The sequence below is a fragment of the Bacillus sp. CCB-MMP212 genome (assembly GCF_022748145.1).
Classification (GTDB): Bacteria; Bacillota; Bacilli; order Bacillales; family Bacillaceae_G; genus Bacillus_A; species Bacillus_A cereus.
Map to the genome: position 1 here is coordinate 465,414 of NZ_JALDQE010000002.1, position 12,603 is coordinate 478,016.

Below are 12,603 nucleotides of genomic sequence, written 5' to 3' on the forward strand. Positions count from 1 at the left end.
GACTACATGTGCTTGAGCAAGGTTTATTAGTAACGGCTGGGGTAGCATTCTTAATTTCTGTTGCCCTTTCGCCATTGTTTATTCCATTTTTAAGAAAATTAAAGTTCGGACAGAGTATTCGTGATGAGGGACCAAAGTCACATCAAAAAAAATCAGGGACACCGACAATGGGTGGTATCGTCATATACGTATCTATGATGGTAACTTCACTTATTATGGCGATTAAGTTTAATTATTTAGGTGCAGAGGTTTCGTTATTACTATTAGTGACGTTTGGTTACGGATTAATCGGATTTTTAGATGACTACATAAAGGTAGTTAAGAAAAGAAATCTTGGTTTAACATCAAAACAAAAATTAGTAGGGCAGCTTGTTATTGCTATTGCATTCTTTTTAATTGGAAAAGGGCAAGCGTTCCACACATACATCATGATTCCGGGAACGGATGTTAAGTTTGAATTAGGTTGGGCGTATTTTGTACTTGTACTATTTATGCTTATTGGTGGATCAAATGCAGTTAACTTAACTGACGGTTTAGATGGTTTATTATCAGGAACAGCTGCTATTGCATTTGGAGCATTTAGTATTATTGCTGTGGCACAAGAGCAATTTGGAGTAGCGATATTCTGTATGGCAGTGGTAGGAGCTGTACTTGGATTTTTAGTATTCAATGCGAATCCAGCAAAAGTGTTTATGGGAGATACAGGTTCATTAGCTTTAGGTGGAGCCATTGCAGCTGTAGCGATTCTATTAAAACAAGAATTGCTACTTGTAATTATTGGCGGAGTATTCGTCATGGAAACTTTATCGGTTATTATTCAGGTCATTTCATTTAAAACAACAGGAAAACGTGTCTTTAAAATGAGTCCATTACACCATCATTATGAATTATGTGGTTGGTCAGAGTGGCGTGTTGTTGTGACGTTTTGGTCTGCAGGATTTTTATTAGCTGTGTTAGGAATTTATATCGGGGTGTGGATGTAATTGAAAACTGTAACTGAATTTCAAAATAAGAATATTCTTGTATTAGGCATTGCAAAAAGTGGTTATGCAGCAGCTACATTGTTACAAAAGTTAGGGGCGAATGTCATTGTAAATGACGGAAAGCCTTTAGCAGACAATGTACTTGCTGCAGAATTACAAGCAAAAGGAATGGACGTTGTATGCGGTGGCCATCCTTTAGAATTATTAGAGAGAAATATTTCTCTTGTCGTTAAAAATCCAGGAATCCCGTATTCTAATCCAATATTAGTTGCTGCGAAAGAAAAGCAAATTCCAATTGTTACGGAAGTTGAATTAGCATATCGTATTTCAAAAGCGCCATTTGTTGGAATTACAGGATCTAATGGTAAAACGACGACAACAATGCTGACATTTGAAATGTTAAAAGAAGGACAAAAGCATCCTGTTATTGCAGGGAATATAGGAACTGTAGCTTGTGAAGTAGCACAGGATGCAAAAGAAAATGAAGTTGTAGTTACAGAACTTTCATCGTTCCAATTGATGGGAGTAGAATCGTTCCAGCCTAAAATTGCAGCGTTCTTAAACTTATTTGAAGCCCACTTAGATTATCATGGGACGAAGAAGGAATATGGTTTAGCAAAAGCAAATGTTTTTAAAAACCAAACAGAAAACGATTATAGTGTAATAAACGCGGATGATGCAGATGTGATGGCTTTATCTGCGGATACTAAAGGTCAAAAAATCTTGTTTTCGACAACGAAAGAAATTGAAGATGGCGCGTGTATAAAAGATAACGCTCTTTATTTCAAAGGTGAAAAAGTTGTTGAAGTAAGCGATATCGTTTTACCTGGTCAACATAATCTAGAAAATATTTTAGCTGCGATGAGTATTGCGAAATTATTAGGTACTTCTAATGAAGCAATTACGGTCGTGTTAAAACGTTTTACGGGTGTAAAACATCGTTTAGAATATGTAACAACGATTAACAACCGTAAGTTTTATAATGACTCAAAAGCAACGAATATGTTAGCGACTGAGAAAGCACTATCTGCGTTTACACAACCGATTGTGTTACTAGCAGGTGGGCTTGACCGCGGAAATGAATTCGATGATTTAATTCCGTATTTCAAAAATGTAAAAGCGATTGTAACATTTGGACAAACAGCTCCCAAACTAGTAAGAGCGGCAGAAAAAGCGGGATTAGATATAATTGAAAGTGTCGATACTTTAGATGAAGCAGTGGTGAAAGCTTATGCTCATTCTAAAGAAGGTGATGTTGTTCTTCTTTCTCCAGCGTGTGCAAGCTGGGATCAATTTAAAACATTTGAAGAAAGAGGAGACATTTTTATACAAGCTGTGCATAAACTTATATAAAGTAAATCAAAACATCAGTAGGCTAACACCTACTGATGTTTTGTTACATAGGGCAAAAGGTTCTGCCTAAAGAGGTGGTGTTTGTGGGTAATGAAGAAAACGCCTGATTTTATGCTCATCATCGTAACACTTTCATTGTTGACAATCGGAATGATTATGGTTTATAGTGCGAGTGCAGTTTGGGCCTCTTATAAAATGGGGGACTCATTCTTTTTTGCAAAAAGACAATTACTGTTTGCGGGTCTTGGTGTAGTAGCTATGTTTTTTATTATGAAAATTGATTATTGGGTGTGGCGTACGTATTCAAAAGTAATTTTGCTAGTTTGCTTCATTCTTCTTATTCTCGTTCTTATTCCTGGAGTAGGTCTTGTTCGAGGAGGAGCACGAAGTTGGATTGGGATCGGAGCATTTTCGATTCAACCATCAGAATTTATGAAGTTTGCGATGATTATTTTCTTGGCAAAGTTTTTAGCAGAACGGCAAAAATTGATCACATCTTTTAAACGTGGTTTATTACCGGCTCTTAGTTTTGTGTTTCTTGCTTTTGGGATGATTATGTTACAGCCAGACCTTGGGACAGGAACGGTAATGGTTGGGACATGTATCATTATGATATTTATTTCGGGAGCGAGGGTCTTTCACTTTGCAATGTTTGGTTTGATTGGTGTAGCGGGATTTGTAGGATTAATTGCATCAGCGCCGTATCGAATGAAACGCATTACATCATATTTAGATCCGTGGTCAGATCCGCTTGGAAGTGGATTTCAAATTATCCAATCATTACTCGCAATTGGACCTGGTGGATTATTCGGGCTTGGACTTGGACAAAGTAGACAAAAATTTCTTTATTTACCTGAACCACAAACTGACTTTATATTTGCGATCTTATCCGAGGAATTAGGTTTTATTGGTGGTTCATTTGTGTTATTATTATTTAGTCTATTATTATGGCGCGGGATTCGTATCGCATTAGGAGCGCCAGATTTATATGGTACGTTTTTAGCAGTAGGTATTGTGGCGATGATTGCGATTCAAGTAATGATTAATGTTGGTGTTGTAACAGGACTGATGCCTGTTACGGGTATTACCTTGCCGTTTTTAAGTTATGGTGGATCAAGTTTGACATTAATGTTAATGGCAGTAGGTGTATTATTAAATATAAGTCGCCATTCTCGCTACTAAACCCTGTTTATAAGACAGGGTTTTTCGTATGTGTGTAAAAATGCAATATGTATATAGAAATAAATATAATGGAAATAAGAAAAGAGAAGCGGAGGAGTTAGTAGTGCGTGTATTAGTTAGTGGTGGGGGTACTGGTGGTCATATTTATCCAGCTCTTGCTTTAATTAGAGAAATAAAAAAGTTAAATCCAGAAGCAAGATTTTTATATATTGGTACGGAAAATGGACTAGAGAGTACAATCGTTCCAAAAGCAGGTATACCATTTCAGTCTATTGTTATAAGTGGATTTAAACGAAAAATATCATTAGATAATGTGAAAACAGTAATGCGTTTTCTAAAAGGTGTACAGGATAGTAAACGATATATTCGTCGTTTTAATCCGGATATCGTAATTGGAACGGGTGGATATGTATGTGGACCAGTTGTATACGCTGCAGCCAAATTAGGTATTCCAACTATTGTACATGAACAAAATAGTGTACCAGGTGTAACGAACAAATTTTTAAGTCGTTATGTTGATAAAGTTGCTGTTTGTTTTGAAGCAGCTACAGAGCATTTTCCAGAGTCAAAAGTGGTAATGACAGGTAATCCGCGAGCATCAGAGGTAATGGATCAAAATGGAATGAAAGGGAAACGTTCAGTTGGGCTTTCTCTTCCTAAAAAGTCTGTACTTATATTTGGTGGAAGTCGTGGAGCTAGACCGATTAACGATGCCTTCGTTGAAGCAATTGAACAGTTTGGGAACAAAAGCTACGAAATACTATATGTAACAGGTGAAGTACATTATGACAAAGTGATGGAAGCCGTGAAGCAAAAAGGGAACCCGAACAATGTTATTATTAAGCCGTTCATTCATAATATGCCAGAGGTACTAACTGGTGTAGACCTTGTTGTTTCAAGGGCTGGGGCAACAACACTTGCAGAATTAACAGCGTTAGGAAAACCAAGTGTGTTAATACCGAGTCCGTACGTAACAAATAATCATCAGGAAAAGAATGCACGTTCAGTTGTTGATAAAGGAGCGGCAAAAATGTTACTTGAAAAAGATTTAACAGCTGAAACGCTTATTCGTGATATTGATGAGATTTTATTGGATGCACAAACATTACAAAATATGAAGCTAGCTGCTAAGCAACTAGGTATTCCAGATGCAGCAAATAAGCTGTATGAAGTAATGAATAAGCTTGTAAAAAAATAAAGTGAGGCTTTAATCGGTGGGGAGTGATTCTTTCTCGTTGATTATTACCTTTCACTAATCGTATGTTTACTGGCATCCCGATTCTCGCCTAACTTCTTTGTTACCGCCGAATTTTGATTTAGGAGCTGTACTGCCCGTAAATAGAGGGATAACGTTAGGTGAACGCCCTGCATATTATTGTCATAAGGAGACTTAATATGGGGGAGATTGTCTATGGAACAATTAGTAAATGAGCTTATAGAAGCAGACGTTGGTCGTGTTTTAGTTAACGAGTCGTTAGCACGTTATACAACTATGAAAATAGGTGGACCAGCGGATATTTTAATTGTGCCAAAGCATGTAGCCGGTATTGAAAAAACATTACAGTTAGTAAAGCAATACAAAACGAAGTGGACTGTAATTGGGCGCGGTTCAAACCTTCTTGTATCTGATCAAGGCATAGAAGGTGTTGTTATTCGTTTAGGAGAAGGATTAGATCACTTAGAGGTCGAAAAACATAAGGTAAGAGTTGGTAGTGGATATCCTCTTATTAAATTGTCAACTTTACTTAGTCGTCAAGGGTTAGCTGGATTGGAGTTTGCAAGCGGTATTCCAGGAAGTGTCGGTGGTGCAGTATATATGAATGCAGGTGCACATAAATCGGATATATCGAGTGTATTATCGAAGGCTCTCATTCTGTTTGAAGACGGTACAATTGACTGGTTAATGAATAAAGAACTGGAGTTTTCTTATCGGGCATCTGTATTGCAAACGAAACGTCCTGGTATTGTTTTAGAGGCGGAGTTTCAATTACAGGCGGGAAAACGTGAAGAAATTGTACGTAGCATGCAAAATAATAAAGATTACCGCCGTGAAACGCAACCATGGAATCACCCGTGTGCAGGAAGTGTATTTCGGAATCCAATCCCACATTTTGCAGGAGATTTAGTAGAAAAAGCAGGGCTTCGTGGTTATAGGATTGGTGGAGCTCAAATTTCTGAAATGCATGGCAATTTTATTGTTAATACCGGGGGAGCTTCAGCGCAAGATGTATTGTCCTTAATTGAATTAATAAAACATACAATTAAGGATAAATTTGATGTAGATATGCATACAGAAGTAGAAATCATTGGAAGATAACGGTTATTCGTTCCGCTCATTATCATTTATGTTATAATAAGAAGATAAGAACGGCATGAGGAACATGCCGTTCTTTATGTTACATAGGGGGATCGTACATGAATAATAGTAAAGTGATTAAACTACAAGATCGTGTACCAAAATTGAAAAATCAAAAGAAAAAAAACAAAAAAAATGTTAATCATCGATTGATTTTATACATATCAATTTTATTTTTATTAGTGCTCTTTTTAATTTATTTTCGGTCTCCGCTTAGTAATATAAAAAAGATTAGTGTGTTTGGAAATCACTATATGACGGATGAGCAAGTAATGAAGGATTCAGGCGTGACATATGATACAAGTTATTTCCGAGTGACAGCACATAAAGCTGAAGAAAACTTAACGAAGCGAAAAGAAATTAAAGCAGTAAATGTAAAAAAACGTTTTCCAAACAAGATTGATATTCATATCGAAGAATATTTAACGATTGGCTATATAAATAAAGAGGGAAAATTACAACCGTTATTAGAAAATGGAAAAACGCTTGATGTACTACCTAATGGAAAACTTCCTGTTGCAGCACCGATTTTCGAACCTTTTAAAGAAGAGAAAATGAAGGAGTTAATCGCTGAACTAGAAAAATTAACACCAGCTATTTTAAAATCTATTTCGGAGATTCGCTATTCACCAACGAATGCGAATGAAGATCATCTTACTTTATATATGAATGAAGGTTATGAAGTGAGCACTACGATTCAAAATTTTGCAAAACGTATGGAAGCCTATCCGCTTATTTTAAAAACAATTGAGCCAGGTAAGAAGGTATTAATTGACTTAGAAGTAGGTGCATATACGAAAGAATTAGGTGCGGAAGAAAAAAAAGAATAGAATGGTAGTTTTCGTTGATTATAGCAGAAAAAACGAAACGAATGTTCTATTATATGTATACGAATTTAGAAGAATGGTTCATTTGATGAAAAATATGTAAAAATTCTTAGATTCATACTAGTATTGGTACAAGTTTCACTTTTCTATGAGTACATCTTAGTGTAGACTTATACTTGGCGGTAAACTTTACACTCGAAATAGAATTATTTCAAGATAAGCAGTTATTCATAGTTTACTGCGATATTCTTAATTGAATGCTAAATAAAAATAAGAAAAATATAGGGTTAAAAAAGGGAAACGTATAAAGACGTTGAATATTTTTCTTATAAATAGTAAAGTTGCGATTGTTGTTCCATATATTGAGTTGTATGGTATAAATAAAGAAGGAGGTGCCAAAGAATGAACAGCAATGAAATATATGTTAGTCTTGACATCGGTACATCCAATGTTAAAGTCATCATTGGTGAAATGGTTAATGACAGCTTAAACATTATTGGTGTTGGAAATGTAAAATCAAATGGTTTAAAGAAGGGATCGATAGTTGATATAGACGAGACTGTTCGATCAATTAAAAAAGCAATTGAACAAGCTGAGCGCATGGTGGGAATCCACATTGAGCAAGTTGTAGTAGGTGTCAATGCAAACCAGGTACAGCTACTTCCTTGTCACGGAGTAGTCGCTGTTTCAAATGAAGATCGTGAAATCGGGAATGAAGATGTCTTACGCGTTCTAGATGCAGCACAAGTTGTGTCAATTGCTCCAGAACGTGAGTTTATTGATGTGGTACCTCGACAGTTCATCGTAGACGGTCTTGACGAGATTAACGATCCACGCGGGATGATCGGTGTAAGATTAGAAATGGAAGGTACACTTATTACAGGCTCGAGAACTTTACTACATAACCTACTTCGTTGTGTAGAAAAAGCAGGTCTTGAAATTGTTGATATTTGTCTTCAACCTTTAGCGGCTGCAACAGTTGCTATATCTTCAGATGAAAAAAATAGAGGAGTAGCCCTTGTTGATATGGGGGGAGGATCTACAACTTTATCTATTTTTAAAGATGGAGAGTTACAAGCGACGAGCGTATTACCATTAGGTGGAGACCATATAACGAAGGATATTGCGATTGGGTTGAAAACTTCAACAGAAAATGCAGATCAAATTAAGTTGAAATATGGACATGCTTTTTATGATACAGCATCTGAAGAAGAGATGTTTACGGTTCCTATTATGGGAAGTGATCAAACAGAACAATATTCTCAGTTGGAATTATCGGATATAATAGAGGCTCGTGTAGAGGAAATTTTAATGTTTGTTCAAGATGAAGTGCGTAAGTTAGGAGTAAAGCAAGTGGCTTCTGGTTATGTACTAACTGGTGGAATTGCTTCTATGCCAGGTGTTCTTGACCTTGCATATGATATTTTACATGAAAATGTTCGTGTAGCAACTCCTGATTATATTGGTGTGCGTGAGCCCCAATATACAAGTGGAGTTGGATTAATTAAACATTCTTATCAAAAAGCTAAATTACGTGGGAAAAATGTGCAGGAAAAGCAAGAGCATTTTGAACCAGTACCAGCACCAGCACCAACGCCGGTACAACAGCAACCTGCAAAACAAAAAACTCGTAATCAAAACAATAATAATCAAAATGATGACCGCATGATGTCAAAAGTAAAACGTGTATTCCGTTATTTATGGGATTAAAATTGGACACGAAAAATGAGGTTCTAGGGGGATTTCGACATGTTAGAGTTTGATACTACTCAAGATCAATTAGCGAATATAAAAGTTATCGGTGTCGGCGGTGGCGGAAACAATGCTGTAAACCGTATGATTGAACACGGTGTACAAGGTGTAGACTTTATCGCTGTGAACACTGATGCACAAGCATTAAATCTATCAAAAGCTGAAACGAAAATGCAAATTGGTGGAAAATTAACGCGTGGACTTGGTGCAGGCGCAAACCCTGAAGTAGGGAAAAAAGCTGCAGAAGAAAGTAAAGAACAGATCCAAGAAGCACTTCGTGGTGCGGATATGGTCTTCGTAACTGCCGGTATGGGCGGTGGAACTGGAACTGGTGCAGCTCCAGTTGTTGCTCAAGTTGCAAAAGAATTAGGTGCTTTAACAGTTGGTGTTGTAACACGTCCATTTACTTTTGAAGGACGTAAGCGTGCGACGCAAGCAGCATCTGGTATTGCAGCATTTAAAGAAAATGTAGATACTCTTATTGTAATTCCAAACGATCGCTTATTAGAGATTGTTGATAAAAATACGCCAATGTTAGAAGCATTCCGTGAAGCTGATAACGTATTACGTCAAGGTGTTCAAGGTATTTCGGATTTAATTGCAACGCCAGGTTTAATTAACTTAGACTTTGCAGACGTAAAGACAATTATGTCTAATAGAGGTTCTGCTTTAATGGGTATTGGTTCTGGTAACGGGGAAAATCGTGCTGCAGAAGCTGCGAAAAAAGCGATTTCTAGTCCATTACTAGAAACATCTATTGATGGAGCTCAAGGTGTTATCATGAACATTACGGGTGGCGCTAACTTAAGCTTATATGAAGTACAAGAAGCGGCAGATATCGTAGCTTCAGCTTCAGATCCAGAAGTAAATATGATCTTCGGTTCTGTTATTAACGAAGGATTAAAAGATGATATCGTTGTAACTGTAATTGCAACTGGTTTTGATGATAGCATTGCAACTCAACCACCAAAACCAATTATTCGTCCGAATGCGAACCACACGCAACAACAGCAACAACCAGTAGCTCAACCTTCAAAACAACGTGAAGTAAAACGTGAAATGAAGCGTGAAGAGCCAGTTGTACATGAGCGTCATTCAGATTCAGATGATATCGATATTCCAGCATTTTTACGTAACCGTCGTAGACGATAAAAAAAGGAGCTTTCATGCTCCTTTTTTGTTTTTTAAATGGAAAAGACCTGCTAAGCAGGTCTTTTTTTATTTCGTATATTTCAATATATTTTGTTGGTGAAAATAAGAGTATATCATTCTATGAATTTGTACTTTTATTTTTTACCGACAGATTATGTCTAGAAATCACAAAATAACAAAAAAACACCTCCGCAAATTGACACACTTTCCTATTGGATATGCATTATACTAGTCTCAACTTGAAAAAAGAGGTGAATTGTTTGGTTGTTTACGCCGACGTTGTTTGGTTGTTAAACGCCTGCATTGATTTTCTTTTGCTTTTATTAACAGCTACCGTGTTAAAAAAGAAGATCAAAAGATGGAGGCTTGTGTTAGGGGCATTTATAGGTTCAACTATTGTTATTTTTGCCTTTACTCCTTTTGCTTCTATGATGACACATCCAATTATGAAACTACTGTACTCGTTACTTATTGTGTATACAGCATTTGGGTTTACAACATTTAGAAATTATGCACAAACTGTTTTTACTTTTTACTTTGTAACCTTTATGGTTGGCGGAGGATTAATTGGAACTCATTTCTTTTTGCAAACGAATGAAATGGTAAATGGATTGGTTCAATCTCAGTCAATTTCTTACGGCGATCCAATTAGTTGGTTATTTGTTATTTTTGGTTTTCCGGTAATTTATTATTTTTCTAAAAAGCGTATTGAAAGCGTAGAGGTCACGAAAATACACTATGACCAAATTGTGAAAGTAAAAATTCAATTAGCGGAAGAAGAACTAGAACTGGCAGGTCTTATTGACAGTGGGAACCAACTTTACGACCCATTAACAAAAACACCCGTTATGATTATGCATGTTTCATCATTAGAACATTGCTTACCATCTTGGTTAACAGAACAAATTTATTCCAAAACAGAAATTCCTCAAATACCAGAAAATGATTCTGGTTGGGCGACAAAATTACGTTTAATTCCTTTCCGTGCAGTAGGAGTAGAAAGTCAATTTTTGTGGGCAATTAAGCCTGACAGTGTGCAAGTTGATCATGAAGGTAGTTCTATTGTTGTAAACAAAGTATTAATTGGATTAAATACACAACAACTGTCTACTAATGGGGAGTATCAATGTATTGTGCATCCAAAAATGTTGATTTCACAAAAAATGGTGATCGCTTAATAATGAGAGGCGGGATAATATGATGAAATTAAAATTTTATTTAGTATACCTTTGGTATAAAGTATTGCTGAAATTAGGAATTAAGACCGATGAAATTTATTATATTGGTGGAAGTGAAGCGTTGCCACCACCGTTAACGAAAGAAGAAGAGGAAGTTCTTTTGAATAAATTGCCAAAAGGAGATCAGGCAGCAAGGTCATTACTTATTGAACGCAACTTAAGGCTCGTTGTATATATAGCAAGAAAGTTTGAAAATACAGGGATAAATATTGAAGATTTAATTAGTATAGGAACAATCGGCCTTATTAAAGCGGTAAATACATTTAATCCAGAAAAGAAAATAAAATTAGCAACATATGCATCGCGTTGTATAGAAAATGAAATTTTAATGCATTTACGTCGGAATAACAAAAATCGTTCGGAAGTTTCTTTTGATGAACCGCTAAACATTGATTGGGATGGGAATGAACTATTGTTGTCTGACGTGTTAGGTACAGATGATGATATTATTACAAAAGATTTAGAAGCTACTGTAGATCGTCACCTTTTAATGAAAGCATTACACCAATTAAATGATCGTGAAAAACAAATTATGGAACTTCGGTTTGGGCTTGCTGGAGGAGAGGAAAAGACGCAAAAAGATGTGGCGGATATGCTTGGGATTTCACAGTCATACATTTCGCGTTTAGAAAAAAGAATTATAAAAAGATTACGAAAAGAATTTAATAAAATGGTGTGAAGAATAGGACCAGCCGTTATGTAGGCTGGTCTTATTCTATTTAGTTGTATTAGGAAAGATAATTTAAATGAAAAATCGTGAAAAAACCATATGCATAAAATCCCCTTCAAAGGAAATACTTTACACTGTACAGCAACTCCCGATAGGAGGGAACACTTTGACGAGAAACAAAGTAGAAATTTGCGGTGTTGATACAGCTAAACTTCCAGTATTAAAAAATGAAGAGATGCGTAAATTATTTCGTGAAATGCAAAGTGGAGAGATAAGCGCAAGAGAAAAATTAGTGAATGGAAACTTACGTCTTGTACTGAGCGTCATCCAAAGATTTAATAACAGAGGAGAATATGTTGACGATTTATTCCAAGTTGGTTGCATCGGACTTATGAAATCAATTGATAATTTTGATTTAGGCCAAAATGTAAAATTTTCAACGTATGCTGTGCCGATGATTATTGGGGAAATACGCAGATATTTGCGTGATAATAATCCGATTCGCGTATCGCGCTCATTGCGAGATATTGCGTATAAAGCTTTGCAAGTAAGAGAGAAGTTAATTGCAGAAAATTCAAAAGAACCAACAGCAATGGATATTGCAAAAGTGCTAGAAGTAACTCATGAAGAGATAGTATTTGCTTTAGATGCAATTCAAGATCCAGTTTCATTATTTGAACCGATTTATAATGATGGAGGAGATCCTATCTTTGTTATGGATCAGTTAAGTGATGAAAAACAAAAGGACGAGCAGTGGGTTGAAGAACTAGCATTGAAAGAAGGAATGAAGCGTTTAAATGATCGAGAGAAAATGATTATTAGAAAACGTTTCTTCCAAGGAAAGACACAGATGGAAGTTGCAGAAGAAATTGGGATTTCCCAAGCTCAAGTATCACGTTTAGAGAAGTCAGCCATTAAACAAATGAATAAAACGATTCAAGGATAAGGTCTCACCAATTATGGTGAGACCTTTTTATATGTAATATGGTTTGTGCTCATAGTAGGGGATTAGTGTTCATATAATGAAACTAGCATGGTGTTTCGTATAGGTGGCTTCCTGTAAATATGAGAAACAGCTTCCAATTCGTCA

11 protein-coding genes are annotated in these 12,603 nt (G+C 36.2%); all 11 read left to right on the forward strand.

All coding sequences use genetic code 11. The annotated features are described in order from the left end of the window. The first annotated feature begins 8 nt into the window (after positions 1–8). The 11 genes from mraY (at position 9) to sigG (ending at position 12,459) form a co-directional block, all read left to right on the forward strand. On the forward strand, positions 9–983 hold the full coding sequence (gene mraY / locus MRP26_RS07290; protein WP_000893060.1) for a phospho-N-acetylmuramoyl-pentapeptide-transferase: 975 nt from the start codon (positions 9–11) through the stop codon (positions 981–983). Further along, a complete protein-coding gene (gene murD, locus MRP26_RS07295) occupies positions 984–2,336 on the forward strand; it encodes a UDP-N-acetylmuramoyl-L-alanine--D-glutamate ligase (RefSeq protein ID WP_000860103.1) in 1,353 nt (450 codons plus the stop codon). It begins immediately after the preceding gene. Between the two features lie 90 nt (positions 2,337–2,426). Next, positions 2,427–3,518: a stage V sporulation protein E gene (gene spoVE, locus MRP26_RS07300; RefSeq protein ID WP_000753524.1), complete on the forward strand. Its 1,092-nt coding sequence runs from the start codon at positions 2,427–2,429 to the stop codon at positions 3,516–3,518. 103 nt (positions 3,519–3,621) lie between these two features. After that, the gene (gene murG / locus MRP26_RS07305; protein WP_024927913.1) at positions 3,622–4,716 is read left to right on the forward strand and encodes an undecaprenyldiphospho-muramoylpentapeptide beta-N-acetylglucosaminyltransferase; all 1,095 of its coding nucleotides are present in this window, start codon (positions 3,622–3,624) and stop codon (positions 4,714–4,716) included. Positions 4,717–4,929: 213 nt separating this feature from the next. Next, on the forward strand, positions 4,930–5,835 hold the full coding sequence (gene murB, locus MRP26_RS07310) for a UDP-N-acetylmuramate dehydrogenase (RefSeq protein ID WP_000437027.1): 906 nt from the start codon (positions 4,930–4,932) through the stop codon (positions 5,833–5,835). A 98-nt stretch (positions 5,836–5,933) separates the two neighbouring features. Continuing rightward, positions 5,934–6,704 carry a cell division protein DivIB gene (gene divIB / locus MRP26_RS07315; RefSeq protein ID WP_001065789.1) on the forward strand — a complete coding sequence of 257 codons (771 nt, stop codon included), beginning with the start codon at positions 5,934–5,936 and terminating at the stop codon, positions 6,702–6,704. A 399-nt stretch (positions 6,705–7,103) separates the two neighbouring features. Next, positions 7,104–8,411, forward strand: coding sequence for a cell division protein FtsA (gene ftsA / locus MRP26_RS07320; protein WP_001087557.1), 1,308 nt, complete (start codon positions 7,104–7,106; stop codon positions 8,409–8,411). A gap of 39 nt (positions 8,412–8,450) precedes the next feature. Continuing rightward, positions 8,451–9,605 (forward strand): cell division protein FtsZ, encoded by a 1,155-nt coding sequence (gene ftsZ / locus MRP26_RS07325; protein WP_000888984.1) that lies wholly within the window; start codon positions 8,451–8,453, stop codon positions 9,603–9,605. A gap of 260 nt (positions 9,606–9,865) precedes the next feature. Beyond that, a complete protein-coding gene (gene spoIIGA / locus MRP26_RS07330) occupies positions 9,866–10,783 on the forward strand; it encodes a sigma-E processing peptidase SpoIIGA (protein WP_000261975.1) in 918 nt (305 codons plus the stop codon). 19 nt (positions 10,784–10,802) lie between these two features. Next, positions 10,803–11,522, forward strand: coding sequence for an RNA polymerase sporulation sigma factor SigE (sigE, locus tag MRP26_RS07335; protein ID WP_000976948.1), 720 nt, complete (start codon positions 10,803–10,805; stop codon positions 11,520–11,522). A gap of 157 nt (positions 11,523–11,679) precedes the next feature. Continuing rightward, positions 11,680–12,459, forward strand: coding sequence for an RNA polymerase sporulation sigma factor SigG (gene sigG / locus MRP26_RS07340; protein WP_000197755.1), 780 nt, complete (start codon positions 11,680–11,682; stop codon positions 12,457–12,459). Positions 12,460–12,603: the final 144 nt, after the last annotated feature.

Excerpts from the sequence above, each read along its gene's own strand:
- spoVE (WP_000753524.1), top strand. The coding sequence starts at position 2,427 with ATGAAGAAAACGCCTGATTTTATGCTCATCATCGTAACACTTTCATTG.
- murB (WP_000437027.1), top strand. The coding sequence starts at position 4,930 with ATGGAACAATTAGTAAATGAGCTTATAGAAGCAGACGTTGGTCGTGTT.
- divIB (WP_001065789.1), top strand. The coding sequence starts at position 5,934 with ATGAATAATAGTAAAGTGATTAAACTACAAGATCGTGTACCAAAATTG.
- ftsA (WP_001087557.1), top strand. The coding sequence starts at position 7,104 with ATGAACAGCAATGAAATATATGTTAGTCTTGACATCGGTACATCCAAT.
- ftsZ (WP_000888984.1), top strand. The coding sequence starts at position 8,451 with ATGTTAGAGTTTGATACTACTCAAGATCAATTAGCGAATATAAAAGTT.
- sigE (WP_000976948.1), top strand. The coding sequence starts at position 10,803 with ATGATGAAATTAAAATTTTATTTAGTATACCTTTGGTATAAAGTATTG.